Annotated in this window: 27 protein-coding genes; 12 read left to right on the top strand and 15 right to left on the bottom strand. The window is 71.5% G+C overall.

The features are described from left to right. The first annotated feature begins 14 nt into the window (after window positions 1–14). From ACJJV7_RS06510 to ACJJV7_RS06530, 5 genes are all read left to right on the top strand, one after another. Window positions 15–1,226, top strand: coding sequence for a hypothetical protein (locus tag ACJJV7_RS06510; RefSeq protein ID WP_405373281.1), 1,212 nt, complete (start codon window positions 15–17; stop codon window positions 1,224–1,226). Window positions 1,227–1,245: 19 nt separating this feature from the next. Continuing rightward, the gene (locus ACJJV7_RS06515; protein ID WP_405373283.1) at window positions 1,246–1,587 is read left to right on the top strand and encodes an MTH1187 family thiamine-binding protein; all 342 of its coding nucleotides are present in this window, start codon (window positions 1,246–1,248) and stop codon (window positions 1,585–1,587) included. Beyond that, window positions 1,584–2,819: an MFS transporter gene (locus ACJJV7_RS06520; protein ID WP_405373284.1), complete on the top strand. Its 1,236-nt coding sequence runs from the start codon at window positions 1,584–1,586 to the stop codon at window positions 2,817–2,819. Before ACJJV7_RS06515 ends, ACJJV7_RS06520 begins: the two co-directional genes overlap by 4 nt. A 62-nt stretch (window positions 2,820–2,881) precedes the next feature. Beyond that, the gene (locus ACJJV7_RS06525) at window positions 2,882–3,364 is read left to right on the top strand and encodes an SRPBCC family protein (protein WP_405373286.1); all 483 of its coding nucleotides are present in this window, start codon (window positions 2,882–2,884) and stop codon (window positions 3,362–3,364) included. Then, window positions 3,361–4,812, top strand: a complete 1,452-nt coding sequence (locus ACJJV7_RS06530) for a phytoene desaturase family protein (protein ID WP_405373288.1) — start codon at window positions 3,361–3,363, stop codon at window positions 4,810–4,812. The genes ACJJV7_RS06525 and ACJJV7_RS06530 overlap by 4 nt, the downstream gene beginning before the upstream one ends. Before the next feature lie 78 nt (window positions 4,813–4,890). Here ACJJV7_RS06530 and ACJJV7_RS06535 read toward each other — a convergent pair whose 3' ends face one another. Both ACJJV7_RS06535 and ACJJV7_RS06540 read right to left on the bottom strand, forming a co-directional pair. Next, complete coding sequence (locus ACJJV7_RS06535; RefSeq protein ID WP_405373290.1) at window positions 4,891–6,093, bottom strand: homoserine O-acetyltransferase; 1,203 nt, start codon at window positions 6,091–6,093, stop codon at window positions 4,891–4,893. 106 nt (window positions 6,094–6,199) lie between these two features. Further along, window positions 6,200–7,522 carry a bifunctional o-acetylhomoserine/o-acetylserine sulfhydrylase gene (locus ACJJV7_RS06540; RefSeq protein WP_405373292.1) on the bottom strand — a complete coding sequence of 441 codons (1,323 nt, stop codon included), beginning with the start codon at window positions 7,520–7,522 and terminating at the stop codon, window positions 6,200–6,202. Window positions 7,523–7,678: 156 nt separating this feature from the next. Here ACJJV7_RS06540 and ACJJV7_RS06545 point away from each other — a divergent pair, with 156 nt between their 5' ends. Beyond that, on the top strand, window positions 7,679–8,464 hold the full coding sequence (locus ACJJV7_RS06545) for an SDR family oxidoreductase (RefSeq protein WP_405373294.1): 786 nt from the start codon (window positions 7,679–7,681) through the stop codon (window positions 8,462–8,464). A gap of 19 nt (window positions 8,465–8,483) precedes the next feature. Here the strand turns inward: ACJJV7_RS06545 and ACJJV7_RS06550 are convergent, their stop codons facing one another. Then, window positions 8,484–9,935 (bottom strand): MFS transporter, encoded by a 1,452-nt coding sequence (locus tag ACJJV7_RS06550; protein WP_405373296.1) that lies wholly within the window; start codon window positions 9,933–9,935, stop codon window positions 8,484–8,486. Window positions 9,936–9,995: 60 nt separating this feature from the next. Here ACJJV7_RS06550 and ACJJV7_RS06555 point away from each other — a divergent pair, with 60 nt between their 5' ends. Genes ACJJV7_RS06555 through ACJJV7_RS06565 form a run of 3 tightly spaced genes read left to right on the top strand, consistent with a single transcriptional unit; the run spans window position 9,996 to window position 11,828 of the window. Then, window positions 9,996–10,496 (top strand): phosphoribosyltransferase, encoded by a 501-nt coding sequence (locus ACJJV7_RS06555; RefSeq protein ID WP_405373527.1) that lies wholly within the window; start codon window positions 9,996–9,998, stop codon window positions 10,494–10,496. Beyond that, window positions 10,496–11,194 carry a uracil-DNA glycosylase gene (locus tag ACJJV7_RS06560; RefSeq protein WP_405373298.1) on the top strand — a complete coding sequence of 233 codons (699 nt, stop codon included), beginning with the start codon at window positions 10,496–10,498 and terminating at the stop codon, window positions 11,192–11,194. Before ACJJV7_RS06555 ends, ACJJV7_RS06560 begins: the two co-directional genes overlap by 1 nt. Window positions 11,195–11,204: 10 nt before the next feature. After that, the gene (locus ACJJV7_RS06565; protein WP_405373300.1) at window positions 11,205–11,828 is read left to right on the top strand and encodes a GNAT family N-acetyltransferase; all 624 of its coding nucleotides are present in this window, start codon (window positions 11,205–11,207) and stop codon (window positions 11,826–11,828) included. A gap of 36 nt (window positions 11,829–11,864) precedes the next feature. Here ACJJV7_RS06565 and ACJJV7_RS06570 read toward each other — a convergent pair whose 3' ends face one another. The 8 genes from ACJJV7_RS06570 to ACJJV7_RS06605 form a co-directional block, all read right to left on the bottom strand. Continuing rightward, complete coding sequence (locus tag ACJJV7_RS06570; RefSeq protein WP_405373302.1) at window positions 11,865–12,191, bottom strand: protealysin inhibitor emfourin; 327 nt, start codon at window positions 12,189–12,191, stop codon at window positions 11,865–11,867. Beyond that, on the bottom strand, window positions 12,175–13,233 hold the full coding sequence (locus ACJJV7_RS06575; RefSeq protein WP_405373304.1) for a M4 family metallopeptidase: 1,059 nt from the start codon (window positions 13,231–13,233) through the stop codon (window positions 12,175–12,177). Before ACJJV7_RS06575 ends, ACJJV7_RS06570 begins: the two co-directional genes overlap by 17 nt. A gap of 42 nt (window positions 13,234–13,275) precedes the next feature. Beyond that, the gene (locus tag ACJJV7_RS06580; RefSeq protein ID WP_405373306.1) at window positions 13,276–14,070 is read right to left on the bottom strand and encodes an ABC transporter ATP-binding protein; all 795 of its coding nucleotides are present in this window, start codon (window positions 14,068–14,070) and stop codon (window positions 13,276–13,278) included. Continuing rightward, a complete protein-coding gene (locus ACJJV7_RS06585; RefSeq protein WP_405373308.1) occupies window positions 14,067–14,858 on the bottom strand; it encodes an ABC transporter ATP-binding protein in 792 nt (263 codons plus the stop codon). The genes ACJJV7_RS06580 and ACJJV7_RS06585 overlap by 4 nt, the downstream gene beginning before the upstream one ends. Then, window positions 14,855–15,733, bottom strand: coding sequence for an ABC transporter permease (locus ACJJV7_RS06590; protein ID WP_405373529.1), 879 nt, complete (start codon window positions 15,731–15,733; stop codon window positions 14,855–14,857). Before ACJJV7_RS06590 ends, ACJJV7_RS06585 begins: the two co-directional genes overlap by 4 nt. Continuing rightward, window positions 15,733–16,683, bottom strand: coding sequence for an ABC transporter permease (locus ACJJV7_RS06595; RefSeq protein ID WP_405373310.1), 951 nt, complete (start codon window positions 16,681–16,683; stop codon window positions 15,733–15,735). The genes ACJJV7_RS06590 and ACJJV7_RS06595 overlap by 1 nt, the downstream gene beginning before the upstream one ends. Continuing rightward, window positions 16,680–18,188 carry an ABC transporter substrate-binding protein gene (locus ACJJV7_RS06600; RefSeq protein ID WP_405373312.1) on the bottom strand — a complete coding sequence of 503 codons (1,509 nt, stop codon included), beginning with the start codon at window positions 18,186–18,188 and terminating at the stop codon, window positions 16,680–16,682. The genes ACJJV7_RS06595 and ACJJV7_RS06600 overlap by 4 nt, the downstream gene beginning before the upstream one ends. A gap of 97 nt (window positions 18,189–18,285) precedes the next feature. Continuing rightward, complete coding sequence (locus ACJJV7_RS06605; RefSeq protein WP_405373531.1) at window positions 18,286–19,254, bottom strand: alpha/beta fold hydrolase; 969 nt, start codon at window positions 19,252–19,254, stop codon at window positions 18,286–18,288. A 49-nt stretch (window positions 19,255–19,303) separates the two neighbouring features. Here ACJJV7_RS06605 and ACJJV7_RS06610 point away from each other — a divergent pair, with 49 nt between their 5' ends. Together ACJJV7_RS06610 and ACJJV7_RS06615 are read left to right on the top strand one after the other, a co-directional pair. Next, complete coding sequence (locus ACJJV7_RS06610; RefSeq protein WP_405373314.1) at window positions 19,304–19,786, top strand: carboxymuconolactone decarboxylase family protein; 483 nt, start codon at window positions 19,304–19,306, stop codon at window positions 19,784–19,786. Next, complete coding sequence (locus tag ACJJV7_RS06615; protein WP_405373316.1) at window positions 19,783–20,496, top strand: tyrosine-protein phosphatase; 714 nt, start codon at window positions 19,783–19,785, stop codon at window positions 20,494–20,496. Before ACJJV7_RS06610 ends, ACJJV7_RS06615 begins: the two co-directional genes overlap by 4 nt. A gap of 31 nt (window positions 20,497–20,527) precedes the next feature. Here the strand turns inward: ACJJV7_RS06615 and ACJJV7_RS06620 are convergent, their stop codons facing one another. The 4 genes from ACJJV7_RS06620 to ACJJV7_RS06635 all read right to left on the bottom strand — a co-directional run bounded on the left by ACJJV7_RS06620 (window position 20,528) and on the right by ACJJV7_RS06635 (window position 24,627). Continuing rightward, window positions 20,528–20,977 carry a Fe-S oxidoreductase gene (locus ACJJV7_RS06620; protein WP_405373318.1) on the bottom strand — a complete coding sequence of 150 codons (450 nt, stop codon included), beginning with the start codon at window positions 20,975–20,977 and terminating at the stop codon, window positions 20,528–20,530. Next, a complete protein-coding gene (locus ACJJV7_RS06625) occupies window positions 20,974–21,795 on the bottom strand; it encodes an arginase family protein (protein WP_405373320.1) in 822 nt (273 codons plus the stop codon). The genes ACJJV7_RS06620 and ACJJV7_RS06625 overlap by 4 nt, the downstream gene beginning before the upstream one ends. Before the next feature lie 70 nt (window positions 21,796–21,865). After that, window positions 21,866–22,600 (bottom strand): PspA/IM30 family protein, encoded by a 735-nt coding sequence (locus ACJJV7_RS06630; protein ID WP_405373322.1) that lies wholly within the window; start codon window positions 22,598–22,600, stop codon window positions 21,866–21,868. A gap of 65 nt (window positions 22,601–22,665) precedes the next feature. Beyond that, window positions 22,666–24,627 (bottom strand): TPM domain-containing protein, encoded by a 1,962-nt coding sequence (locus tag ACJJV7_RS06635; RefSeq protein WP_405373324.1) that lies wholly within the window; start codon window positions 24,625–24,627, stop codon window positions 22,666–22,668. A gap of 183 nt (window positions 24,628–24,810) precedes the next feature. On the opposite strand from ACJJV7_RS06635, the gene ACJJV7_RS06640 reads away from it, so the two are divergent. Further along, a complete protein-coding gene (locus ACJJV7_RS06640) occupies window positions 24,811–25,644 on the top strand; it encodes a DUF3097 family protein (protein ID WP_405373326.1) in 834 nt (277 codons plus the stop codon). The last annotated feature ends 35 nt before the right edge of the window (window positions 25,645–25,679 follow it).

Consider the following 25,679-nt stretch of genomic DNA (forward strand, 5'->3'; position numbering starts at 1 on the left):
CCTAGGATGGGACGGTGAAGAACCGGACGGCGCTGTGGACGGCCTTCATCGTGGTCCACCTCGTCGTCGGCGTCCTCGGCTTCGTCTTTCCGAACGAGCCCATGGGCGACGTGTACCGCGTCTACGAGCCCTGGTCGGCCGCAGCGTGGGAAGGGCGGGGCGTCGTCGGCGTCACCGAACCGTGGGTGTACCCCCAGCTCGCCCTGCTGCCCATGCTGCTCGCACAGGCCCCGGGCGTCGTCCTCGGCAGCTACACCCTCGGATGGGCCGTGCTCGTCACGATCGTCGACGCGATCGCGTTCGCCGTTCTGATCGGACGCAGCGTCTCGCACGGTCGCGTGGTCGCCGCCTGGTTCTGGCTCGCGGCGATCGCGTGTCTCGGCCCGGTCGGCATGTACCGCATCGACGGGGTGACCGTCCCGCTCGCGATCATCGCGACTCTCTGGCTCGTCGGGCGACCGTGGCTGGCCTCGATCCTCCTCGCGGCGGCGACGTGGATGAAGGTCTGGCCCGCGGGACTCCTGGCCGCCGCATTCGTGGCCGTGCGCCGGCGGGGAGCGATCGTCGGTGGCGCCGTGGCCGTCACCGCGATGGTCGCACTCGCGGTCGTCGCGGCGGGCGGAGCGACGCACCTGCTCGGTTTCGTCGCCGGGCAGACCGGGCGAGGCCTGCAGGTCGAGGCGCCCGTCAGCGCGGTCTACCTCTGGGGTGCGCTGCTTCACGTCGACGGGTTCTGGGTGTTCTACGACCAGGAGCTGCTGACCTTCCAGGTCACCGGGTCGCAGGTCGACCTCGTCATCGCCGCCATGACGCCGCTCCTCGCGATCGCGGCGTTCGCGGTGGTCGCCCTCGGTGCGTGGAAGTCCTGGCACGGCGTCACGTTCGTGCGCCTGTTCCCGGTGCTGGGGCTGGCGCTGGTCACCGTGCTCATCGTGTTCAACAAGGTCGGCTCGCCGCAGTTCCAGACCTGGCTGTTCCCCCTCATCGTCTTCGGGCTGGTGGTCGACCGTCGCCGATGGTGGCGCCCCGGCATCCTCGTGCTGGCCGCCGCTGCGCTGACCCAGCTCGTCTACCCGATCCTCTACATGGGCGTGCTGTCGCCGGAACCGCTCGCGGTCACGGCGCTGACCGCCCGGAACTTCGTGCTCGTCGCGCTGCTCGTCTGGATGGTGGTCCGCCTCGTGCGGCTCCCGGCGCCCGGACGCGTTCGCGTTCTCCATCCCTGATCCGACCCGGAGGTCTCCCATGCTCATCGCCTTCTCCGTCGCCCCGAGTGGCACCGGCCGATCCGACGGGTCGGTGCACGACGCCGTCGCGGCGGCCGTCGCCGTCGTGCGTGCGTCGGGCCTGCCGCACCGCACCTCCAGCATGTTCACCGAGGTCGAGGGGGAGTGGGACGAGGTGATGGCGGTCGTGAAGGGCGCCGTCGACGCCGTCCAGCCGTTCGGTTCGCGGGTCTCCCTCGTTCTGAAGGCCGACATCCGACCGGGATACACGGGTGAGCTCGACGCCAAGCTCGATCGGCTGGAGAGCGCGATCGAATCGATTCGTGAGACGGACGCCGGGGGGCGTACGATCCCGGAGTGACTTCCGTCCCCTCCTCCCGCCGCGCCTTCTCCGGTGCGCTGTTCGCGCTCGCCATCGGCAGCTTCGGCATCGGGATGACCGAGTTCGTCGTGATGGGGCTCCTGCCCGAGATGGCGCAGGAGCTGCTGCCCTCGGTCTGGGCGGTCTCGTCGGAGGATGCCATCGCCCAGGCGGGCTGGCTCATCACCTTCTATGCGCTCGGCGTCGTGATCGGCGCCCCGACGATCGCCGGGTCGGTGGCCAAGTACCCGCGTCACCGCGTGATGATCGTGCTGGCCCTCGCGCTCACGCTCTTCAACGCGCTCACCCTCGTTCTCCCGACCTTCGAGCTGGTGGCGGCGTCCCGCTTGCTGGCGGGTCTTCCGCACGGCGCGTACTTCGGCATTGGCGCGCTGGTGGCCGCCGACGTCATGGGGCCGGGCAACCGGGCGAAGGGTGTCGCATTCGTCCTCACCGGCCTCACCGTCGCGAACGTCGTCGGCGTTCCGCTCGGGACGTTCCTCGGGCAGAACCTCGGCTGGCGGTGGGCCTTCCTGCTCGTCGTCGTCATCTTCGCCGCTGCAACCGCGGCCATCGCGATGACGGTGCCCGCGCACGCGGGAGAGCCGTCGCGCACCCTCCGCGCCGAGCTCGGCGTCTTCCGCATCGGACAGGTCTGGTTCGCCCTCGGAATCGGCGCGATCGGGTTCGGCGGGTTCTTCGCCGTCTACTCCTACGTGTCGCCGCTTGTGACCGAGGTCGCCGGATCGCCCGCGTGGACGGTGCCGATCGTGCTCGTGATCCTAGGCATCGGGATGACGGTGGGCAACCTGGTCGGCGGTCACCTCGCCGACGTCAACCTCATCCGCGCCCTGTTCGGCCTTCTGGGGCTGCTCGTGCTCTCCCAGCTGCTGCTCGCCCTGACGGCGGGGTGGATCGTCACCCTCGTCGTGTTCGTGTTCCTCGTGGCCTTCGCCTCCTCGGCCGTGAGCCCGACGATCCAGACGCGCCTCATGGACGTGGCGGGCGACAACCAGTCGATCGCCGCAGCGCTCAATCACTCCGCACTCAACACGGGCAACGCGCTCGGGGCCGCGCTCGGCGGCGCCGTCATCGCGGCCGGCCTCGGCTTCGTCGCTCCCGTGTGGGTCGGGCTCGTCCTCGCGGCCGGGGGCGTCGCGATCGCCGTGGCGAGCATCGGCATCGAGCGGAAGCAGACGGCGGCGGCTGCCCGCGAGCACGCCGACGCCTGACACGCCTGGTCCCTGCGCGCAACCCCGTCCGGGGAGGCGGGCGAGGTCGGTAGCCTCACGACATGTCTCGTAATACCCGGCTCTTCGCGTGCACCCCTGACGATGTCTTCGCCGTCCTGGCCGACGGCTGGCTCTTCCCCTCCTGGGTCGTGGGCGCTTCTCGGATGCGGGAGGTCGCCGACTCCTGGCCGCAGAAGGGATCGCACCTGCACCATTCGTTCGGCGTCTGGCCCGTCCTGATCGACGACACCACCGAGGTGCTCGAGTACGACCCGCCCCGCCACATCGTTCTGAAGGCGCGTGGCTGGCCGATCGGGGAAGCTCGCGTGGACCTGCAGGTCAAGCCGCACCCGGACGGGGCCCTGGTGCGGATCCAGGAGGAGGCCGTCGCGGGTCCGGGACGGCTGATCCCGCAGGTGATCCTCGACATCCCGCTCCAACTGCGCAATGCAGAGACCCTGCACCGACTCGCCTACCTCGCCGAAGGGCGTTCGTCGAGGCCGACCGATGAGACGAGCGCCGAGGAGGAAGGCGCAGCCGAATGAGCGATCTCGATGCGATCGTCGTCGGCTCGGGGCCCAATGGTCTCGCCGCAGCCGTGACGCTCGCACGCGCCGGACTCGCCGTGCGGGTCTACGAGAAGGGAACGCAGCTCGGCGGCGGTGCGCGGACGGCCGAGATGACCGTTCCGGGGTACCTGCACGACGTCTGCTCCGCGGTGCACCCGCTCGCCTTCGAGTCGCGCTTCTTTCGAGAGTTCGGGCTCACGCGCCGGGTCGACTTCGTCGTTCCCGACGCCTCGTTCGCTCAGCCGCTCGACCGCGGCCAGGCGGCGATCGCCTACCGCGACCTCGCGCGGACCGCCGACACGCTGGGCCGTGACGGCGACGCGTACGCGCGCCTCATGCGTCCGCTCGTCGACCGGGCGTCGGGGGTCGCCGACTTCACGGGACACCCGCTGCTGCGGCTGCCGGCCGACCCCGTGGCCGCCGCGTGGTTCGGAGCGCGCGCGCTCGAACAGGGGAGCGTGGCGTGGAACACCCGCTTTCGGGAGGATGCCGCGCCAGCGCTCCTCACGGGCGTGGCCGCGCACACCATCCTGCCGCTGCCGAGCCTCGCCGCCGCGGGCGCCGGACTCGCGCTGTCGACCTACGGGCATGCGCTCGGCTGGCCGATCCCGGTCGGCGGCAGCCAGCGCATCGTCGATGCGATGGCAGACGACATCCGCGCGCACGGGGGAGAGATCGTCCTGGAGCACGAGGTCCGTTCGCTCCGCGAGCTGCCGCCGGCGCGCGCGGTCCTCCTCGACGTCGTGCCGTCGGACTTCCTCCGCATCGCCGGCGACACCGTGTCACCCCGCTACCGCGGCGCACTCGAGCGATTCCGCTACGGCGGCGCGGTCGCGAAGATCGACTTCGCGCTGTCGGGACCGGTGCCGTGGCGCAATGCCGAGGTCGCGTCCGCGGGCACTGTGCATGTCGGCGGTACCCGAGCAGAGATCGCCGCCTCCGAGAACCTGATCTCCCGCGGCGGCCTCCCCGACGCCCCGTACGTGCTGCTCGCGCAGCCGTCGGCGTTCGACGAGTCGCGCACGCCCGACGGCGGACACACGCTCTGGACCTACACGCACGTCCCGGCCGGCAGCACCGCCGATCGGGCCGAGGCGGTGATTCGCCAGATCGAGAGGTTCGCGCCGGGCTTCCGCGACGTCATCGTCGCGGTGAACTCGCGCAACGCCGTAGAGGTCGCCGCCGAGAACCCGAACTACCCCGGCGGCGACATCGCGGCGGGATCGCCTGCGCTGTGGCAGCTCCTCAAACGCCCCGTGGTCTCGACCGAGCCCTGGCGGACACCCCTCGACGGCGTGTACCTCTGCTCCGCGTCGACGAGCCCCGGGCCGGGCGTCCACGGGCTCGCCGGCTGGCATGCGGCACGCAGTGCCCTCCGCCACACGTTCGGGACGAGCATCTCGCCCGATCTCTCCCCCCGCTGACGGAGAAGCGCTTCTACGCCACTTCTCGGGCGCATCGCGAAGAGTGCGTTCGGCTCGCGCGGGGCGGCTGAGCCGGCGTCAGTCCTCGAGGAGCCGGCGCAGGTGGCGGCCGACGGCCGGGGTCTCGATCAGGAAGCCGTCGTGCCCGAAATCGCTGGCAAGCACGACCGTCTCGTCGTCGATGGTGCTCCGGATGCCGCGGGAGATGCGGTGCTGGCCCTCGACGGGGAACAGGCGATCGCTGTCGATGCCCAGGACGAGGGTGCGGGCGGTCACTCGGGCGAGGGCCTCCTCGACGCCGCCGCGGTCTCGGCCGACGTCGTGCGAGTTCATCGCCTCGACGAGGGTGAGGTAGGAGTTCGCGTCGAAGCGGCGGGTGAAGCGGTTGCCGTGGAAGTCGAGGTAGCTCTCGACGGCGTACCGGCCGCCCTCGCCGAACGGGCTCTTCTCCGACTGCCACGAGCGCTGGAACCTCTGGTTCAGTTCCGTCGGCGTGCGGTAGTTGAGCAGCGCCATCCGGCGGGCGAGGGCAAGGCCCCGGTGCGGGCCGTCGCCGTCGGCGGCGTCGTAATAGTGCCCGCCGGCGAACCGGGGATCGATCTGGACGGCGGCGAGCTGCACCGAGTTGAGGGCGACCTGATCGGCAGTGGTCGTCGGAGGCGAGCACAGCACGCCCAGACGCGCGACCCGCTCCGGGTGGGTGACCGCCCACTCGAGCGCATGCATCCCGCCCATCGACCCGCCGATGACGCCTGCCCAGACGTCGATGCCCAGTGCGTCCGCAAGCATCACCTGCGCGGCCACCTGGTCGCGGATGGTGAGGAAGGGGAAGCGCGAGCCCCACTCGTACCCGTCCGGCGCGATGCTGGCCGGGCCGGTCGAGCCCTGGCATCCCCCCAGGATGTTCGGTGCGATCACGAACCAGCGGTCGGTGTCGATGGCCGCTCCCGGTCCGACGACGTCGCTCCACCAGCCGTCGGTCGCGTGGCCGGGCATCGCCGCACCGCGCACATGGCTGTCGCCGGTGAGCGCGTGGAGGATGAGCACCGCGTTGTCGCGCGCGGGGGAGAGTTCGCCCCATGTCTCGAATGCCAGCCGGATGCCGGGAAGGCTCGCCCCGCCCTCGGTGGAGAACTCCCCGAACTGTGCGAACCGGCGCGCGCCGACCTGGTCGCCGTCGCGCCAGGCGCCCGTGGCCGGCGGGCGGCCCAGCAGCATCCGTGCATCGGCCTCGGTCACGGGCGCCGAGGGCACCGTGTCTTCCGAGGTCTGCCAGTCCATGACTCCATTGTCCCGGTCGCTCCCGCGCGCGGGGCCACTGTTACGCGAACGCACGACACCCCGCCGCGGTGTCCCGGGCGGGGTGTCGGTCTCGTGAGAGGGGAGGTCAGGCGCGCGCGGCCTCCGAGAAGCGCCGCGCCGCGGCGAGGGCCTCCTCGAGGTCTGCGATGAGGTCGGCGATGTTCTCGAGCCCGACCGAGAGGCGCACGAGGCCGGGCGTGACGCCGGCGGTGAGCTGCTGCTCGGGGGTGAGCTGCGAGTGCGTCGTCGAGGCGGGGTGGATCACGAGGGAGCGGACGTCGCCGATGTTGGCGAGGTGGCTGAACAGGCTCAGCGAGTTGACGAACTCGCGACCGGCGGCGACGCCGCCCTTGAGCTCGAACGACAGCACCGCGCCGACACCCCGCGGCGCGTAGTGGTTCGCGGCGGCGTACCAGGGCGACGTGGGCAGGCCCGAGTAGTTGACCGAGGCGACGTCGTCGTGGTTCTCAAGCCACTCCGCGATCTCCTGCGCGTTCTGCACGTGACGCTCGATGCGCAGGGACAGCGTCTCGATGCCCTGGATGAGGTTCCACGCGCTCTGCGGCGAGATCGCGGCGCCCAGGTCGCGCAGCAGCTGCACGCGGGCCTTGATGATGTACGCCAGCCCGTCGCCGACGGCGGCGGTGTAGACGGCCCCGTGGTACGACTCGTCGGGCGTGGTGAGTCCGGGGAAGCGGTCTGCGTGCTCGGTCCAGGGGAACGAGCCGCCGTCGATGATCGCGCCGCCGATGGTCGTGCCGTGACCGCCGAGGAACTTCGTCACGGAATGCACGACGATGTCGGCGCCGTGCTCGAACGGGCGGATCAGGTACGGGGTCGCGATCGTGTTGTCGACGATCAGCGGCACGCCGGCGGTGTGGGCGACATCGGCGACCGCACGGATGTCGAGGACGTTGATCTGCGGGTTGCCGATCGTCTCGCCGAAGAACAGCTTCGTGTTGGGGCGGACAGCGGCGCGCCATTCGTCGGCGTCGTCCTGGTTCTCGACGAAGGTCGTCTCGATGCCGAGCTTGGCGAGCGTGTACTTGAAGAGGTTGTACGTGCCACCGTAGATCGAGCTCGACGAGACGATGTGATCGCCCGCCTGAGCGATGTTGAGGACGGCGAACGTCGAGGCGGCCTGACCGCTGGCGAGCACGAGGGCGCCGGTGCCACCTTCGAGGCCCGCGAGGCGCTTCTCGAGCACGTCCTGCGTCGGGTTCTGGATGCGCGTGTAGATGTTGCCGAACTCGGCGAGCGCGAAGAGGTTCGCCGCGTGGTCGGCGTTGTCGAAGACGTACGAGGTGGTCTGGTAGATCGGGGTCGCCCGGGCGTTCGTGACCGGGTCCGGAGCGGCGCCGGTGTGGATCTGCTTCGTCTCGAAGCGCCAGTTCTCAGATGCGGACATGACGAACTCCTGAAGATTGTCGAGTCGGGTGATGCGACGGATGCCGCGGACTCCCTCCGACGTTACGAGGGTGCCGCTCGCGGGGCAACGGCTGGGACACGCGGCGTAACCTCCAGGATGGCTCGGAGGGGCCTGCCGACTCGATAGCGTGAAGACATGGCTAATCGACGTGCAGTGGTGACCGGTGCGAGCTCGGGGATCGGCGAGGCGGCCGTGCGCGCCCTCCGCGCGCGAGGCTGGGACGTCGTCGGGGTGGCCCGCCGCGCGGCGCGCCTCGAGGCGCTCGATGCCGAGGTCGGGTCGGAGTCGTTCGCGGCGGACCTGACGAGCGCCGCCGACGTCGACGCGCTCGCCGCCCACCTGGCCGAGACCGGCCCCGTGCACGCGCTCGTCCACATCGCCGGCGGAGCGCGGGGGACCGATCGGGTCGAGCACGGCGACCCCGCCGACTGGACCTGGATGTTCGAGGTCAACGTGCTGTCCGCGCAGCGGGTGACCGCCGCGATCCTCCCGCTCCTGCGCCGCGCGGCGGAGGCCGATGGCCACGCCGACACCGTCATCGTCACGTCGACCGCCGCGCAGACGGCCTATCCGGGCGGTGCGGGCTACAACGCGGCGAAGGCCGGCGAATCGATGCTCGTGCACGCGCTCCGACTGGAGCTCAACGGGGAGCCGATCCGCGTCGTCGAGGTGGCGCCCGGAATGGTGTTCACCGAGGAGTTCTCGCTCAATCGCCTCGGCGGCGATCGCTCGGCGGCCGAGAAGGTCTACGACGGCATCGACAACCCACTGACGGCCGGTGACGTGGCCGACGTCGTCGCCTACGCCCTGATGGCGCCCGCGCACGTCAATCTCGATCTGGTGACGATGCGCCCCGTCGCCCAGTCGGCGCAGCACCTGCTGGCACGCGGGCCGCTGCGCGTCCGCTCCGACCTCGAGTGAGCGCGCGGGAGCGACCCTCTCACGCCTCCGTGTCGGCGAAGGCGACCTTCGGGACGACCAGGAGCAGTGCAGCCGCGATGAACCCGCCGGCAGCGCAGATCGACCATACGGTCAGGTAGCCCCCGAGCGACGCGGCCGTCTGCCCGGCGACCGCCCCGGCGCCGCCGGCGAGCACGACGCCGAAGATCGCCGACGAGAACGCCCCGCCGATCGTCTTGGTCGTGTTGGTCATCCCCGAGGCCTCGCCCGTGTGCCCGAGGGGAGCGGCCGCAGCGGCCGCGGCCGGCATCGCGCCGACGAGCGCCCCGCAACCGATCCCGGCGATCGAGAGGTTCAGGAGCACCTGCCACAGCTCGAGGTGGAACGGCAGGAAGAGCAGGTACCCGATCCCGACGAGCAGGGCGGCCCCGATGAGGGTGAGGCGAGGACTGATGCGCCGCGAGGTGACCGAGAAGATCACCGCTCCCACGATGAGCGACACCAGGTAGATCCCGGTCACATACGACCGCTGCTCGGCATCCAGTCCGAGGCCGTAGCCCAGCGCCGGGTCGGTGCCGGCATAGGTCGACAGGGGGATCTGCCCGCCGAGCAGGCTGATGCCGATGAGGAAGGCGGTCGCCTGCACCGGCCACATCGTGGGCTGCGCGAGCACGCGCATGTCGATGATCGGGTTCGTGTGCCCGAGCTCGTACCGGACGAAGCCCACCAGCAGCAGGATGCCGATCACGAGAAGCCCGGCGACGCCCCACCATGCGCCGCCGCCGAGCTCGAGCTCGGCGATCAGTCGCATCCAGGCGAGGGCACCGGTGACGAGCAGGAGACCCCAGGCGAGGATCACGGTGCCCAGGGTGTCGATCTTGCGCGCACCTGACGGGGTCGATTCGGGCACGAACAGTGCGATGACCACGACGATGAGGGAGACGGCGATCGCGGGAACCGTGAGGGTGAGGGCGAGGTCGCCGGTCGCGGCGTAGATGCGCCCCGCGGCGAGGGCGCCGATGATCGCGCCCGCCTCGAGCCCGACGACGAGGAGCCCGGCGGCGCGGCGCGTGAGGGAGACGCCGCGGTTCTGACGCCGCCCGCGCTCGAAGATGAGGGCGATCTCCAGCGGCAGCCAGACCACGTAGAAGCCCTGCAGCGACCAGAACAGCAGGAAGGTCCAGAACGAGTCGGCGAACACGAGGCCCCAGGAGGCGAGCGCGGTGAGCACTGCCGCGAACAGGAGGATGCGCTTGTGGCCGAACATGTCGCCGAGCTTGGCGAGGATCGGCACGACGATCGCCGAAAGCAGGAGCTGCCCCGCCTCGAACCAGTTGACGTCGGCGTCGCGGATGCCGAGCTCGACGACGATGTCGCTGAACAGGGGGATGTAGAACCCCTGCAGGATGCCGCTGACGATCTCGACGACGATGAACCAGCCGATGAGCCCGGCCGTGATGCCGAGCGCGGTGGTGCGGAGGGTGCGGGTCACGAGGGGGAGCCTATCGTCGGTGACGCTTTAGTCTGGGAGCCCACCATCGAAGGGATGCCGGTGACTTCCGAGCGCGAAACACTGACCTGGGACGGGTTCGGCCACGCCACCCGCGAGCTCTCCCGTTCGATCGTCGCGGACGGCTTCGCGCCCGACGTCGTCGTCGCGATCGCCCGTGGCGGACTGCTCCCGGCCGGGGCCATCGCGTATGGCCTCGGGGTGAAGAGCTGCGGCGCGCTGAACGTGGAGTTCTACACCGGGATCGGCACGGTGCTGGCGGCTCCCGCCCTCCTTCCGCCCGACCTCGATCTCGGCTACCTGGGGGGCAAGAACGTGCTGCTCGTCGACGACGTGGCCGACAGCGGCAAGACGCTCGCGCTCGCCGTGAAGATGCTCGGCGAGGCCGGAGCGTCGGTGCGCTCGGTCTGCATCTACACGAAGCCCGGCTCGATCGCCTCGCCCGACTTCTCCTGGCGCGAGACCGATCGGTGGATCGACTTCCCGTGGTCGTTCCAGGGCACCGTCGCCCAGGAGGACGCCGGCCTGTCCCCGAGCGCCTGATGGTCAGGAGCCTCGACGAGCTCGCCGCGGCGGGACTGATCGACCCGGAATGGGCTGAGCATCTCGCTCCGGTCGCCGGCGACATCGCCGCCCTCGGCGATCGCCTTCGCGCCGAGACGGCCGCCGGCCGCGGGTACCTCCCCGCCGGCGATCACGTGCTGCGCGCCTTCTCACGGCCGTTCTCCGACGTCCGCGTCCTGATCCTCGGTCAGGACCCGTATCCGACGCCCGGGCATCCGATCGGGCTCTCGTTCGCCGTCGACGCTCACGTGCGGCCCGTGCCGCGGAGCCTCGCGAACATCTACACCGAGCTCGAATCCGATCTCGGGCTGCCCCGTCCGGAGCACGGCGACCTGTCGGCGTGGAGCGATCAGGGCGTCCTCCTGCTCAACCGGGTGCTGACCGTCGAACCGGGCCGTCCCGCCGCCCACCGCGGCTGGGGGTGGGAGAAGGTCACCGAGCACGCCATCCGCGCACTCGCGTCCCGCCCCGAGCCCCTCGTCGCGGTGCTCTGGGGAAAGGATGCCGCATCGGCCCAGGTGCTCCTGGGCGAGACGCCGGTCGTCGCGTCCGCCCATCCGTCGCCGCTGTCCGCTAGACGGGGCTTCTTCGGCTCTCGGCCGTTCTCCCGGGTCAACGCCCTCCTCGAGGCCGCCGGCGGCGATCCGATCGACTGGCGCCTGCCGGCCGCGTCGTAAGCTGGCGTGCATGCTGGAAGACGAATACGACCGCGACCGTCGTCGCCTTCCCCGTCATCTCCGGCGGCGCAGCGAGGCGGCGCAGGAGTTCTCCTTCTCGATCCGCCCCGCGCTGCGCACCGACATGGCCGATGTGCGGGAGATCTACAACTACTACGTCACCAACTCGGTCGTCACCTTCGATGAGAAGCGCTGGTCGCACCGGCAGTGGCTGGAGAAGTTCGACTACCTGACGGGTCTCGGGCTGCCGTTCATCGTCGCGGTCTCGCCGGCGGGACAGGTGCTCGGGTACGGCCTCGTCTCCCCCTGGACGGGCAAGAGCGGGTTCCGCTACACGGTCGAGAACTCCATCTACCTGGGCCAGGCGGCCACCGGCAAGGGACTCGGCCGCGCGCTGCTCGAAGCGCTGATCGCCGCGTGCGAGGACAAGGGAATCCGCGAGATGGTCGCCGTCGTCAGCGACAAGGGCGCCGAGGCCTCGATGGCCTTGCACGAGAAGCTCGGCTTCGTGGAGGTCGGACGGATGGGCAGGGTGGGGTTCAAGTTCGGCCGGTCGCTCGGCACGATCTACCTTCAGAAGCACCTGTCGCCGAAGAAGAAGGAATCGCTGCTGTCACGGATCCGCACGCGCTGACCGCGCACGCGGTCCTCGAGCGCGCCGCCGGCGCCGTCAGCGCGGAGTGCACACCTGCCCGCGCGTGCGCACGGCGTCGATGAGGCGTCGCCAGGCGTCCTGCTCCTGAAGGTCAGCATCGCCGAGCACGGCGCGCTGATCGCGGGTGCCCGTGATCGTCGCGACCTCCCAGGAGAAGCGGTCCGCTCCGCGCGGGGCCGATCCCGCAACCGGTGCGGGGGAGCCCCAGGGGCACGCCTCGACCAGCATCGCCCAGTCCGCGGCATCCCCGTCGGCGGCGATCACGCGCCATGCCCGCCGCATCCCGGCGATGCCGCCGGATCGGACGACCGTGATCGAGATCTCCTCAGTCGGCTCCGCCATCGCCTGTGACCCCGACGTCCGACCACGCGGTGCGGACGGCGCCGGCCTCCTCCGAATCCTCACCGTACTCCTGGGCGGCGATGGCCGTCGTGGCGGCGGCGAACTGGCGGAAGGTCGCCGCGGCGGGGACGTCGCCGCTGGTCAGGGCGAGGTACCAGATGCGTCCCGCGCGCTCCCACGCGAAGCCGCCCAGCGAGGTCGCGACGAGGTGGAACGCCTTGTTCGGGATGCCGGAGTTGACATGGACGCCGCCGTTGTCGCCCGACGTCTCGACGAAGCCCCGCATGTGGGCGGGCTGAGGGTCGCGGCCGAGCACGTCGTCGTCGTAGGCCGTGCCCGGCGCGGCGAGGGATCGCAGCGCCGACCCGGTGACGGCGTCGGTGAAGATCTCGGCCCCGATGAGCCAGCTGGCGGCATCCGCCGTGTGCCCGCGGAGGTGCTGCTCGGTGAGGGCGCCGAACACGTCGGCGATCGACTCGTTGAGGGCTCCCGACTGGCCGGAGTAGTCGAGGCCGCCGGCCGCCTCGATGACCCCGTGTCCGAGCTCGTGCGCGATGACGGACACCGACCGGGTGAACCCCGCGAAGACCTCGCCGTCGCCGTCGCCGAAGACCATCCGCTCGCCGTCCCAGAACGCGTTGTCGTAGTCGCGGCCGTAGTGCACCGACGCGTTCAGGCGGCCGCCGGCGCCGTCGAGCCCGATGCGCTCGAACGCCTCCCAGAAGAAGGCGAACGTCGCGCCCAGGCCCTCGTACGCCTCGTCGACGGCGGCGTCGCCGGTCGGCGCGGCGCCTTCGCTGCGCACCGGGCGCCCGGGAAGGAGTTCGCCGTTCTCGGCGTCGGAGATGAGGCGCGACGGATCAGGACTCGCCGCGACGACCAGGCTGTCGCCGTCGACGGTGAGGTCGATGTGGGCGCGGACGGGAGAGTAGGCGCGCGGCGCAGCGAGCGTCGAGCGGGCGGCGGCGACCGCGAGCGGGAACCGCTCGAGCGGGGCGGCGGCCAGACGTGCCAGCAGGTACGGGGGAACGATCGCGTGCATGCGGCCACGTTAGCCCGTGGCATGGACATGCGGTCGGCGTCGTCAGCCGCGCGGATCGATGACGGGGACCGAGGCGAGCAATCGGCGGGTGTAGGCGGCCTGAGGCTCGAGGAGCACCTTCTCCGTCGGGCCCTCCTCGACCACGCGGCCGTCCTTCATGACCACGACGTCGTCGCAGAGGTTCTGAACGACGCCGATGTCGTGCGAGACGAGCACGAGCGTGAGTCCCTCCTCGGAGCGGAGCTCGCGAAGGAGGGTGAGGATCTGGGCGCGGACGGTGACGTCGAGCGCCGACAGCGGTTCGTCGCCGAAGAGGACTCTCGGCCGATGGACGATCGCGCGGGCCAGCGCGATGCGCTGCCGCTGGCCGCCGGAGAACTCGTGCGGGAACCGGTCGGCGGAATCGGCCGGGAGCCCGACGCGCGTGAGCACCTCGCCCACCCGCGCGCGTCTGTCGCCCTCGATCCCGAGCGCCCACAGCGGCTCGCCGACGATGCGTCCGACGCTCATCCTGGGGTCGAGCGACGCGTACGGATCTTGGAACACGATGCCGGTCTGCCGGCGGAGCCAGTGCAGGGATGCTGCGGACGCCGCGCCGTCGACGGCGTGCCCGTCGAAGGTCACCGTGCCGGCGGAAGGGGTGTCGAGCCCCAGCAGCAGACGCACGAGGGTCGACTTGCCCGATCCGGATTCACCGATGATGCCGAGGGCGGCGCCGCTGCGCACGTCGATGTCGACGTCGTCGAGTGCGATCGTCTCGCGGCGCGGCTGGAACAGACCGGGACGGGCGTCGCGGTGCCGGCGGCTCAGTCCGCGTGCCTGGATGAGATCGGTCATGGGCGGCCACCCGGCTTCCAGACCGTCGCCGTCGCGTCGCGCAGCAGCCCCTGCGTGACCGGGGACTGCGGCGCCGTGAGCAGCGAGGTGACGGGGCCCGCTTCGACGACGCGCCCCGCCTCGAGGACGACGCCCTCCGTCGCGATCTGCGAGAGCACGGCGAGATCGTGGGTGATGAACAGCAGCGACATCCCGGCGTCGTCGACCAGTCCGTGGAGCAGTTCGAGGATCTCGGCCTGGATGGTCACGTCGAGCGCGGTCGTCGGCTCGTCGGCGATCAGCAGCTGAGGGCGGCAGGCAAGGGCCATCGCGATCGCGACGCGCTGACGCTGGCCGCCGGAGAGCTGATGCGGGTAGCGCCGCACGATGGACTCCGGGTCGGGGAGGCGCACCCGGTCTGCCTCTTCGACCGCGCGCGCCCAGGCATCCTTGCGGCGGATGCCGCGCTCGTGGATGCGGATCGATTCGGCGATCTGCGAGCCGACCGTGCGGATCGGGTTGAGCGCGGTCTGCGGCTCCTGGAACACCATCCCGATCTCGTCGCCGCGCACCGAGGCCAGATCGCGGTCGCGGAGCCCGAGGAGCTGCCGGCCGTTCCACGTCACGCTCCCCGTCGCGACCGCATCGCCCGGGAGGAGCCCGAGCAGGGCGAGGGAGGTGAGCGACTTGCCCGACCCCGATTCGCCGATCAGTCCGACCCGAGCGCCGGCCGGGACGTCGATGTCGATGCCGTCGACGACGCGGCGCCCGCCGATCTCGACGACGAGGTCGCGCACGACGAGGCTCATGAGGTCACCACCGGCGCGGGGGTCGCCGCGGCGGCTCCGCGACGAGACAGGGTCGGGTCGGTCGCGTCGCGAAGACCGTCGCCCAGGAGGTTGAGACCGAGGACGGTCAGGGTGATGGCCAGTCCGGGCCAGACGACCGACTCGGGATGGACGGTGATGAACTGCTGGAGGTCGGCGAGGAGCAGGCCCCACGACGGCTCGGTCACGGGTGCGCCGAACCCGAGGTACGACAGCCCCGCCTCGGCGAGCACGGCGACGGCCATGCCCCAGGAGAGCTGCACGATGAAGATCGGCGCCACATTGGGCAGGAGGTGGCGCCAGAGGTTCTGCCACGGGGTCAGGCCGCTCGCGCGTCCCGCGAGCACGAAGTCGCTCCGGAGGACGCGCCGGAGCTCGGGCCGCGTGACGCGGGCGATGTTGACCCCGAACCCGATGCCGACCGAGACGATGACCACCAGGAGAGACCCGCCCCAGACGGCCGACAGCATCGTCGCCAGCAGCACGACGGGGAAGGCGATGAGGATGTCGACGGCGACCGCGACCGTCTCGCGCACCGGCCGCGGCGTGAGCGACCCGAGGGCGGCGAGGACGAGTCCGATCACCGTCGCGATCGCGCCCGCGCCCGCGGCGACCCACACGGTGGTGCGGGAGCCGGCCATGAGCAGGCTCAGGATGTCGCGGCCCGAGTTGTCGGTGCCGAGCAGGTGGCCCGCACCGGGCGCCGCCCACCGGTTCGCGATGTCGACGCGCTGAGGGTCGACGGGCGTCCAGAAGACGGAGACCAGGGCGGTCACGCCGATGACCAGGACGACGGCGATGCCGAAGCGTCCCGTTCCCGACGCCCACAGCCGGGCGAACCACGATGATCTGCGCATCACTCGGCCTCCCGCTGCCGGGGGTCGATCGACCGGTGGAGGAGGTCGACGACGAAGCCGACCACGAGCACGAATCCGGTGAGGACGAGCAGTTCGCCCTGGACCTTGACGAGATCGCGCCTTCCGGTGTCCTCCACCAGCATCCGTCCGATTCCGGGGAGGTTGAAGAGCTCCTCGATGACGACGGCTCCCACGATGATCCCCGCGATCTGCAGCCCGAGGACGGTGATCACGGACAGGCCCACGCTCGGCAGGCCGTGGCGGAGGAGTGCCTGCGTGCGGGTGAGGCCTTTGGCCGCTCCGGTGCGGACGAAGTCCTGCTCGGCGGCCTGGAGCGTGGCCGAGCGGACGAACCGCAGCAGGACGGCGCCCTCGACGACGCCGATCGTCACGGCGGGGAGGATGAGGGCGCGGAACGCGGCGAGCGGATCGTCCCAGCCGGCCCGGGGGAATCCCTGCGCAGGGAGCCACCCGAGCCACACCGCGAACACGACGACGAGCATCATGCCGGCCCACACGACGGGGACCGCGGCGAGGGCCTGCGAGCCGACCGACAGCAGTGCGCCGTCGAACCGGCGCCGCCTGACGGCTGCGAGGATGCCGAAGGGGATGGCCACGAGGAGCGCGACGACGAGGGCCAGGATGCCGAGCGGGATGGTCACCTGCGCCTTCTCGGCCAGCTCGGCGGCCACCGGGGTCCCGGTGAGCTGCGACCGGCCGAGGTCGCCCGTGAGCACGCCACCGATCCACTCGCCGTACTGCACCGGCAGCGGCCGGTCGAGCCCAAGCCGGTCGCGGATCGCGGCGACCTGCTCGGGGCTCGAGTTCACGCCGGCGATGAGCTGTGCGATGTCGCCGGGGAGCACCCGCAGCGCCGCGAAGATGAGCACGCTGGCGACGAACAGACCCAGGACAAGCAGGGCTGCTCGCGTCAGCGCGTAGCGGATCACTCCGTGCTCTTGGCCAGCTCGGCGAGGTTCAGACGCTCATTGACGGAGACCGACGGCATCCCGCCGATGTCGGTCGCGACGGCCAGCACCGAGGCGCCGTTGTAGAGCCAGTCGGCGGCGTGGTCCTCGGAGACCAGACGCGCGGCCTGCGCGAGGAGGCTCGACGCCTCGTCGGGATCGGTCGCCGCGACCGACTCGGCGTAGAGCCGCTGCACCTCGGGGTTGTCGTAGGTGAAGTAGTAGTCGGGGTTCGCCCAGTTCTCGAAGTCGTGGGCCTCGGTGTGGAGCACGAAGCTGAGCTCGTAGTCCTTGTTCACGTAGACGTCGTTGATCCAGGTAGGGAACTCGACCGGCTGCACCGTGAGGGTGACACCGACATCGCGGAGGTTGGAGACGAGCACCTGGGGCACCGTCGTGCCGTACGCCGACGGGATCGTCAGCGTGAGGGCGAGGTCCTCTGCGCCGGCGTCGGCGAGGAGGGCGCGCGCGGCCTCGGGGTCGAACGGGGCGACCTCGGCGAGATCCTCGTAGCCCGGGTCGAGCGACGGGATGGGGCCGAAGAGGGTCGTTCCCGCGCCGACGGCCGTGACGAGCGCGTCCTTGTCGATCGCCTGGCGGATGGCCTTGCGCACGCGGACGTCGGCCAGGGGCCCCTCGGTCGCGTTGAACGCGAGGGTGGCCTTGTCGGTGGACTCCCCGAGGACGAGGGCGAAATCGCCGCCGGCCTCGATCTGGTCCTTCAGGTTCGCGTCGAAGCCGGTGAGGACGTCGAAGTCTCCGGCCAGGGCGCCGCTGAGGGCGGCCTGGTTGTCACTGACGTAGGAGAAGACCACCTCGGCGACCTGCGCGGGCTCGCCCCAGTAGTCGTCGTAGCGCTCGAACGTGATGCTGTCGCCCTGCTTCCAGTCGGTGAGGGCGAACGGACCGGTGCCGTTCGTCGCCGTCTGGCGGTCGATGTCGTCGCCCTCCTTGAGGACGAGGCCGGCGCGGCCGGTGAGGTTCCACAGGAGCGTCGAGTCGGGCTCGGCCAGGGTGAGGGTGATCGTCTGGCCCTCAGCCGAGATGTCGGTGACGCCGGCCAGACGGGCCGAGTCGCGATACGCCTCGTTCTCCTTGACCTGACCGAGCGACCAGACGACGTCCTCCGGAGTGAGCTCCTGGCCGTCGTGGAACGTGACGCCCTCTCGGAGGGTGAACGTGTAGGTCAAGCCGTCGGGGGAGACCTCGTAGTCGCTCGCGAGGCCGGGAACGATCTCCTGCTCGTCGGTGCGCGAGACCAGTCCCTGGTACACGTTGTCGATCAGGATCTGGTCGAGGGCGGCACCGGCGGTCTCGCGGATGTCGAGGTTTCCCGGCTCGAGCACGAGGCGGATGGCCACGGATGCCGACGGGTCGGGCTCTCCGGCCGGCTCAGTGGGGCTCGGCGAAGCGCCGGTGCAGCCGGTCAGGAAGAGCGCTCCGGCTGCCAGAAGGGCGGTGGCGGCCAGCGCGGTGCGGCGAAACATTCGGGGGGATCCTTTCGCGAGGACAGAGGGCGTCGTTGCTGCCGGCGCCCCGGCTCGGGTGCGCATTACAGCCTAGAGTCCTCGCGGACGAGTGCGGTCACCGGCCGTCTTCCGCCGCCACGAGCTCCCGGGCGACGCCCGCGATGAGCTCCGCGAGTTCGGCGGGGCGCTCCTCCTGCACGTTGTGGCCGGTGTCGATGTCGACGATGCGGGCTGCCGGCACGCGCCGCGCGTACTCGTCGCGGTCATCCGCCGTGACGAAGCCGCGTGTGCCTCGGATAAGGGTGAGGGGCACGCGCACCGCGGCCAGGTGCTCCCAGCCGGCGGCGGACAGGATGCCGGAGCTCGCGCGCTCGTGCTCGTCGACGGCGGCCGCGGCTGCGGGATCGGCGGCCAGACGGTTCGCGAGGTGCGCGAAATGGTGTTTCCACTCGACACGGCCGTCCGAGCGGACGCGGGAGTTGAGGAAGACCCCCCGCTCCGCGGACTCCCGTGAGCCCCCGAGCCCGAAGGCGAGCGCCCGGTCGACGAGCTCGTCCCTCGTCGCCCAGTCGGTGGGCCCCGCGAAGAACTGCCGGATGCCGGCCGCGCCGCCGTTCGGATCGATGCCGGGGGAGATGTCGACGATCACGAGGGCGGCGACGAGCTCGGGGTGCGTCGCGGCGAGGGCGGCGGCGGTCAGACCGCCGAGGGAGTGGCCGACGACCACCTGCGGGCGATCCGCCCAGGCGGCGATCACGGGAGCGACGTCCTCCGCGAGCTGCCGGCCCGAGTACCCGCCGTCGCCGCGCCAGCTGGAGTCGCCGTGCCCGGGGAGGTCGAGGGCCAGCGCGGGAAGCCGGGTCGCCAGCACCGTGGTGTCCCACGTGTGCGCATTGAGTCCGGCGCCATGAAGGTAGGTGATCTGCGCGGCGCCCGGGTCGCCGTACCGCAGGGCGCTGACCGTCCGGCCGTCGCCGAGACGGTGCTCCGTCCGCTCGGCGGAGGGGAGCGGAACGCCGAGGGCGGCGGCCTGACCCGGCAGGAAGGAGAATTCGTCGAAGGCGGCGTCGCTCACGCATGCCATTGTGACGGATGCCGCCGGGCCCTCCGGCCGCCGCCGGTAAAGTGGCGTCATGAGCGACGAGCACCGGATCCACCTTTCCCGTGCGGCGCGACCGGCGTACGACGCCCTCGACGCGTTCGCCACGACCGTCGGCACGATCGCGGCCGACGCGGGCATCGACGACCGCCTGCGGGAGCTCGTCCTCATCCACGCCTCGCAGCTCAACGGATGCGCCTACTGCGTGCGGGTCCACACCGATCGCGGCACGAAGGCGGGGCTCACCCTCGACGACGTCGGCCAGCTCGCCGTCTGGCGCGACTCGGGGATCTTCTCCGAACGCGAGCGTGCCGGGCTCGAGCTGGCGGAGTGCTACGTCTTCATCCACGAGGACGGCATCCCCGACGAGGTCTACGACCGCGTCGGCGGCATCCTGTCGGAGGCGGAGTACGTCGCCCTCAGCTGGTTGCTCGTCTCGATCAACGCGTTCAACCGCATCACGATCGCGGGCAAGTATCCCGTCCCCGCCCGGCGCGGACCGTCGGCGTCGGCGTGACGGCGATCGAGGTCTCGGGCGCGCTCAACTTCCGTGACGTCGGCGGGCTTCCGGCGGCAGGCGGAGCCACCCGGGGCGGCGTCCTCTACCGTTCCGGCAACCTCGCCCGGCTGACCGACTCGGGGCGGACGGCGCTGCGCGAACTCGGCGTCGCCCGGATCGTCGACCTCCGCGACGACGATGAGGTCCGCTACGAGCCGTCCCTGATCGGCGACGCCCAGGTCGAGGTCGTCCGCGTGCCGATGTTCGCCGGGTCTGTGGCATCCTTCTTCGACGACGACCTGTCTCTCGACGACCTGTACCGCGCCCTCATCGACGGATCGGCCCATCGCCTGGTCGAGGTCGCCCGAGCCGTGGCATCCGCCCAGCCGGTGCTCGTGCACTGCACGGTCGGAAAGGATCGCACGGGGGTCAGCGTCGCGCTCATCCTGGCCGCCGTCGGAGTCGAGCGGGAGGCCATCGTGGCCGATTACGCCCGAACCGCCGCGGCGCTTCCGGCGGAGAGGAATGCCCGCGTGCTGTCCTACCTCCGCGGGAGGTACCCGCACGCGCGTCATCTCGCCGATCTGGCCACTGCTTCTCCCGCCGGGGCCATGGCGGCCGTCTTCGAGGACCTGGACGCCCGATACGGCGGGCCGCTCGACTACCTCCAAGCCCACGGCCTCGCCGATGACGAGGTCGCCGCACTCCGCGAGGCGCTCGTCGAGTGAACCGGGGCGCACCCGAGCGCTGCGGTGAGCCTCAACGCCGCGGCACGTAGCGCCCGTCGGCGAGTCCGGCGTCGATCTCGAAGCGGTTGCGGAGCGGGTCGCGTCCCGCCAGCGCGTAGAGGATCGGCATCAGGAGCCCGTACCGGCGCCACTGCCGCGCGTGCACGGCTTCATGGGCGAGCACACGGTCGTCGAGGCGGTCCGCTCCGGTGAGGAAGCAGCTCCCCACGCAGACGCCGCCGCGACCGAAGGTCACGGGCGGCATCCCGCGGAAGACCCAGAGACCGCCGTGACGCTCGACGCGTCCGGTCGACCAGAGCATGCCCCACGTCCAGCCGAAGGCGGTGCCGAGCGCGGCCCCGACGCGACTGACGGGGGAGTCGAGGAGCACGCCCGGGATGAGCCGGTCGAGGCGGGCGCCGCGGTCCACCGCGGCCTCGGCGCGCGCCTCCCAGCCCGCGGGAGGTGTCTTCGGGCTCATGCGAGGGCTCCGACCACACGGAGGATCGTCCCGAGATCTGCAACCGCGCCCTCGGGGGATGCCGGCGCGAACCCGGCCAGTGAGGCGCCGACCAGCGGGAGCCGCCGGCGCAGCCGCACGATCGCCTCGGTCAGCGCGGCCGGGGCGAGGCCGAACGGCACCGGCTCGAGAGTCCCCTCGATCGACCCGGGGTCGAGGACGTCGAGGTCGACGTGCACATAGACGGCGTCCGCCCCGGTCGCCACGACCAGGTCGGCGAGGGCATCGGGATCGGCGAGTGCGTCGACGCCGATGCGGCGCGGGCGTGGTGCATCGCCTGCGTCCAGATGGGCGGCCTCGGCGTCGTCGAGCGAACGCGCGCCGGCGAGGACGACCCGGTCGGTCGCGATCACCGGCGATGGCAGGAACGGGCTCGGCGAGGTCAGCACCCGCAGGGCCATGCCCGCCAGGGCGCCGGACGGCGAGGTCTCGGTGGTGTGAAGGTCGCCGTGGGCGTCGAACCAGACGACCGCGAGCGACGGATGCCTCGCGGCGGCGTGCGCGACGGCCGGAATGGCGACCGAGCAGTCGCCACCGACGACGACGGCGGGGTCGTCGGATCCGCCCAGCGCCGCCGAGATCGTGTCCCGGACGCGGAGCAGGGTGCTGAAACGGCGGATGCCGGAGCCCAGCGATTCGCCCGCCTCGGCGGGCACGTCGATCCGCGAGAGCGCCGACCGGGGCAGGTCCCCGGCGATCGCGTCAGCGCCGTCGATGAGGCGCATCGCGCGGGCGGACGGTGAACCCTGCCACTGCGGGGCGACGACGAACCTCGTCATGGGGCATCCCTTCTGTCATGCACATCGGCGCCGGACCCGTGGGTCCGGCGCCGATGTGAGGAGCGATCGCTTACTGCTCGATGGCGCCGGCGTTGCCACCGGTCTTGAGGGCCGCGAGACGGGCCTCCACCTCGGTCAGTTCACCGATGTCCTCGAGCTGGTTGAACTGCGCGTCGATCGTCGATGCGGCGATCTCGGCCTTGCCGGCGGCGAGGGCCTCCTGGCGGCGGACCTTGTCCTCGAAACGGCCGAGCTCGCTCGTCGGGTCGAGCACGTCGATCGACTTGACCGCGTCGTGGACCTTGTTCTGGGCCTCGGCGGTCTTCGCGCGGGCGAGGAGCTCCGAGCGCTTCGAGCGAAGCTGGTCGAGCTTCTGCTTCATCCCGTTGAGGCCGTCCTTGAGCTTGTCGACGACCTCCGACTGCGATGCGATCGAGGGGGCGATGGCGCGCGCCTCGTTCTCCTCGCTGATCTGACGCTGCAGGGCGATCTTCGCGAGGTTGTCAAACTTGTCGGCATCCGTCGCGTTGCCCGAGCCGCGCAGCTCGTCGGCCTTGCGGCTCGCGGCGATGGCCTTGTTGCCCCACTCCGCAGCGGCCTTGACGTCCTCATCGTGGTCGCGCTCCAGCAGGCGCAGGTTGCCGATGGTCTCGGCGATGGCCGCCTCGGCGTCGGCGATGTTGTTGGTGTAGTCGCGCACCAACTGGTCGAGCATCTTCTGCGGGTCTTCTGCGGAGTCGAGGAGGGCGTTGATGTTCGCCTTCATGAGGGTCGAGATCCGGCCGAAGATGGACTGCTTTGCCATCGTGTTTCCTTTCGTAGCGATGAGTCGTGGGGTGGTGGTCGAAGAGGGGGTCCGGCGTCGGAAGATCAGAAGCGACCGCCTCCTCGGCTCGAGCGGGAACCGCCGCCGCCGAAGCTGCCGCCCCGTGAGCCACCGCCGAAGCCGCCGCCACGGCTGCGAGAGCCACCGAAGCCGCCGCCGAAGCCGCCGCTTCCGCCGCCGTTGAGCAGCGAGCCGATGATGATCCCGCCCAGCATGCCGCCGAAATCGCCTCCGCCGCCACTGTTTCCGCCGAGGGAGAACGAGCCGACGTCCTGCTGTGCGGCCTGGCTCGCCTGGGTCGCCAGGGCGCCGGCGCGCTGCGCCAGGGCGAGGGCCTGCTCGGGGTCGCTCTGCCGGAGCTGGGTCGCCTGCACGAGCGCCGCTCCCGCCTCGGCGAGCCGGGTGCGTGCGGTCGCGCCGACGGCGCCGCGCCGAGCGGTGATGAAGTCCTCCGCCGCGGACACCTGGGCCCCCGCCTGGAGGAGTGCCTGGTCGAGCATGCCGCGGGCGCGGTCGGCGCGCTGCTGTGCATCTCGGAATTCGCCGAGGGCCGCGTCGATGTCGGTGTTCGCCTGTTCGAGGAGGGCGACCGCCGTGAGCGGATTGCGGACGGGGCCGGTGAGCGCCTGGCGGGCGGCGCCGACCTGCTGACGGGTCGCGGCGATCACGGGGGCGAGTCGGCCGCTCGGGTCGGCCGTCGCATCTGCGGCCGCGAGATCTTTCTCGAGATCGGTCAGCAGCGTCGCCGCACCGGTGTCGGCCGCGGCGAGGTCGGCGGTGAGCCTCCCGATCGCGTCTTCGAGGAGCGAGGCCTGGTCGATGGCCTGCTCGGCGGCCCGGATGTCGACCGCGGCGCCCGCGCCGTCGCCCGCCTCGACGGCGCGCTGCGCCTCGGTGAGGCGTTCGGCGGCGAACGCGAGCCGGGCCTGCGCCTGATCGGCGTTGTCGATGACGGTGTCGAGCGCAGCGGGGGCGTAGGCGGAGCGGAGGGCGTCCAGCTCGCTCTCGGCCCCCGGGATGCGGCCCGCGGCGGCCTCGTGCGCCTGCTGCGCGCGGCCGAGCGCCTCGGGTGCGTTCTGGGCCAGGTTCCGCAGCGCCGCGAACGACTCGGCCTTCTCGTCGAGCGCTGCATCCGCCGCCGCGCACAGCTGCACGATCTCGCCGTACCAGGCGCGCTGCTGTTCGGGGGAGTCGGGGACCTCGTCGTCCATCTGCTGCTGCAGAGTGAAGGCGCGCTGGAGCGACGCGCGCGCGGCGACGATCGCGTCGGCGTACTCCTCGGTCGCCTCGTCGCCGAACTCGGCCTTCGCGAAGCCGAGTTCCTGCGTGCTCGCGGTGAGCTGATCGTCGGCCTGGACGAGAGCGGATGCCGCGTCGCGGGCGAGCTGCTCGAGGGGGATCTCGGGTTCGGCGCGGCCGCTGCGCCCCGCCTGCCGCCGGCTGCGCCGCACGAGCGCCCAGACGACGAGCCCGGCGATGGCGGCGGCGATCAGCACCACGACCCAGATGCCCGAGCCGCCTCCTCCGGAGCGTGCGTCCTCGAGGCCGTCGGCGGCGGCGACCGCGGCGCCGCCCCAGTCGCCTGCCTCCAGCAGAGGCTGCACACGGTCCTGCTCGATCCGGAGGCGCTGGTCCTCCGAGACAGGGCCCGAGGTGTCGGCCGACAGGAAGTAGGCGCGACCTTCCGTCGCGATCGCGAGGAGGTACTGGTGAGGGCCGAGGTTGTTCAGCGAGGCCGTCTCGTTGGCCCACTCCGCCGACGACTCCGCACCGGTGAACTCGTCGACGTACACGACCCAGAGATCGACATCGGTGTCGGCGGACAGGGCGTCGAGGCGGGAGTCAGCCGCCGCCTCCTGCTCGGGTGAGAGCACCCCGGCGGCGTCGAGGATCCGCTCGGCGCCGAGCGGCACCGGTTCGGTCGCTGCCGCGGACGACGCCAGGGCAAGCGGGGAGAGGGCGATCAGGGCAGCCGCCGCGAGCGCGGGGGCCCATCGGGATCGCATCGGTGAAACCTCCTCCGGGGCGCGGGAGACGCCGCCCGCGTCGAGTCTATTCCGCACCGGGCATGGCTCGATAGCCGCATCGGATCGGAGCGCCTGTGTGTTGTCCCTGTGTTCCTCGCCTAGGCTCGCGCGGTCGGAAGAAGCCGCGCGCACGGAGCGCGATCCCGCTCGGAGAGGACCGCCATGGACGATCGACACGGAGCCGATGTGCTCGCCTCCGGGTGGCGTGAGGCCCACCGCACGGTGGTCCCGAAGGTGCCCGCCACCCGCGACCTGGTCGTCGAGGTCGCCGGCGACGGATACGTCGGAGCGGTGACGCGCGTGGCATCCGGTCATGTCGAGCTGGAGGACCGCCACGGCAGGGCGCGACTGTTCCCCCTCGGAGGCGGGTTCCTCGTCGACGGTGCCGCTGTCGTGCTCGTGCCCCCCGCGGCCGCGGCGCCCGCCGGCCGCGCGCGCACCGCATCGGGGTCGTTCGCCGCCCCGACGGCGCGCGCCCGCGTCGCCCGCGCCTCGCGCATCCTCGTCGAGGGCAAGCACGACGCCGAGCTCGTCGAGAAGGTCTGGGGCGACGATCTGCGGGTCGAAGGCGTGGTCGTCGAATACCTCCGGGGCCTCGATCTGCTCGGCGAGATGCTGGACGATGAGCCGCCGACCGCGGAGCGCAGGTACGGGGTGCTCGTCGACCACCTCGTGCCGGGATCGAAGGAGACGCGCATCGCGCAGCAGATCCTGCGCGGTCCGCACGGCGCGCACCTGAGGATCGTCGGGCACCCCCACATCGACGTATGGCAGTGCGTCCTGCCCGCCACTGTCGGCATCGCCGCCTGGCCCCAGGTGCCCCGGGGGATCGACTGGAAGACCGGTGTGAGCCGGGCGCTGGGCTGGCCGGCATCCGATCATGTCGACATCGCCCGCAACTGGCAGCGCATCCTCGGTTCGGTCCGCACCTACCGCGACCTCGATCCGGCGCTCCTCGGCCGGGTCGAAGAGCTCATCGACTTCGTCACCACCTGACCGGCGCCCGCATCCGGGTGATCGCATGCGCCCGG

Origin of the sequence: Microbacterium sp. Ld4, from assembly GCF_045066555.1 — a bacterium.
Taxonomy (GTDB): domain Bacteria; phylum Actinomycetota; class Actinomycetes; order Actinomycetales; family Microbacteriaceae; genus Microbacterium.